The 1,922-nt window shown below is 36.8% G+C and carries 2 protein-coding genes and 1 pseudogene; 1 reads left to right on the top strand and 2 read right to left on the bottom strand.

Features of this window, described 5'->3' with window-relative positions; genetic code table 11:
- Positions 1-12: 12 nt before the first annotated feature.
- On the bottom strand, positions 13-681 hold the full coding sequence (locus KPC_RS20925; protein ID WP_407642001.1) for a DUF6973 domain-containing protein: 669 nt from the start codon (positions 679-681) through the stop codon (positions 13-15).
- Positions 670-1,194, bottom strand: a pseudogene (locus KPC_RS20920) (VENN motif pre-toxin domain-containing protein); the annotation flags it as partial. The pseudogene KPC_RS20920 and the gene KPC_RS20925, both read right to left, overlap by 12 nt.
- A 473-nt stretch (positions 1,195-1,667) precedes the next feature.
- Here KPC_RS20920 and KPC_RS19390 point away from each other — a divergent pair.
- On the top strand, positions 1,668-1,922 hold a 255-nt coding region (locus KPC_RS19390; protein ID WP_171334563.1), incomplete at its 3' end, for a transposase.

Genomic DNA, 1,922 nt, shown 5'->3' with positions numbered 1-1,922 from the left:
ATATACTTTTTCTCATTGTTTTATACCTATAAAGATTGCTGTTCCACTGCTTTTGGCTTTTTGAAGTGCTTCACGTTTTTGCTGCACTTTAGCTCCTGCTCCTGTTNGATCTAAAGTTTTTAATTTATTTATAGCGATTTCATATAACTGATTATTTAGTTTTACTTTCTGAACACTATATGTTCCATTAGCATCTTTTACTGCCTGATATAATCCCTGATTTGCATAAGTATCTAGTACTTTTCTTGCTAAATCAGAATTATTTAAGGTAGAGGAACTTAGACTACGCCCAATCTGGTTATTTAGCTGATCGATTAATTCATCTGCTTTACTTAAACTTAACCCAGTTGTTTGGCTATAGTTTGTTCCATCTCGACTTTCATGTGCATTTCCAACCTCTATGGCAATATCTTTTCCAAATTCTTTGGTAATCATTGCTTGCCATAAAGTATGACGCAATGCATTCCCCATACTTCCTTCTATTATAACTTCATTTTCTGTATACCCTAACTTAAATAACTCTGCAGGATTTAACAAATTAAGTTGATAAGTTGAAGCTATCGTAGAAATATTTGGATTCAATACATTTGCAGGATCAGGTTCAACTGATCCTATTTTTGCAGCAATCAATGGATGCTTAATTGCAAATTTCGCTTGTAATAATAAATCATTATTCTCCACAGCATTCTGCCCAACCACACTAGCTATCTGAGCATTAAACGCAGAATCTCCAACAGTTCCCCCAACTACTGCGCCTATCGCAGCAGTCAAATCCCGTATCTCTGTTTTAACATCCTCTGGCAATAAGTTAGGGATAAACTCGCCTTTCTCATTCTGATATTCTTTTTTATCTTTATACTGATTAGTAAGGTAAATCGCCGCAGCTTCACTCGCCACTGCTACGCTTCCTCCTGCTGCTGGATCACCATTATTCACATAAGCTAGAACCGCGCCAAGTATCGCATGGGAAACCAGTTGAGCCGCTTGGTTTTTATCTTCTCCATGACCAAACTTGTCACCTATTTGCTGCGCTGCATACGGTGCTAAAGTATTTGCAACAACCTGTAAATCCGTTTGTCCTCCTAGTGCGCCTGTAATCGCAACCGTAACAGCATTCACTGTCCGACTCTTATCGCCACCCATACCCCATTTCGCTGTGACATCTTTTTTCTCATTTACCAATGCCTTGGCATAGTCTGCATTTTGTGAAAAAAAGGAGATATCTGCTGGAAAAATTAATTTTTACTCTGCATTTTCTTTTCTTCTATAAAATTCAACTAAAATATCAAAGTCATTATTAACTATATGCTTATTTTCACCATAAATTATTTTCGATGTAANTTCATAATTATCAAATAATGGCTCACCTTCCATAGATATAAAAAACTCTGCCATAATTTCATCTTCAATATTTTCAGCATCTTCTTCAATTTCTTTTTCCAAGAAAAAATATACGGTAATTAACTTGTCAGTAACCCCCCAGTATATTCTTCTGAAATTTGGAGTGATTTCACCTAAACAACTGCGTGATAAAAAAAATGTAACTTGAAAAATATCCATAGCATTAACCTATTTTGGACCATTAGGACTATACGGAACTACACTAACTTTCTTAGTTCCTTTAATGGCTTTGTTGCATAAAAGGAATTCATCCCCATACAGTTTAGATGAATACAGAATCAAAAAGCCGCTACAAAACAACCAACTGGGCTGAGTACAATCAGGCTTTACGCCAACGGGGTGCTTTCACTATTTGGTTTGATCCCCAAATGCAATGGTATGCAATGCCTACAGGCAAAAAAGGATGTCAACCGACCTACTCTGATACTGCCATTCAGTTTGCCCTGACAATACGCAACCTGTTCCAACTGGCTTTACGTCAAACACAGGGTTTTATTCAAAGCCTCTTTCAACTCGCTCAC

The sequence above is a fragment of the Acinetobacter stercoris genome (assembly GCF_900323515.1).
GTDB classification, from domain to species: Bacteria; Pseudomonadota; Gammaproteobacteria; order Pseudomonadales; family Moraxellaceae; genus Acinetobacter; species Acinetobacter stercoris.
Note: the sequence above shows the minus strand (reverse complement) of the source record. Positions and strands in the feature narration are given on the sequence as shown.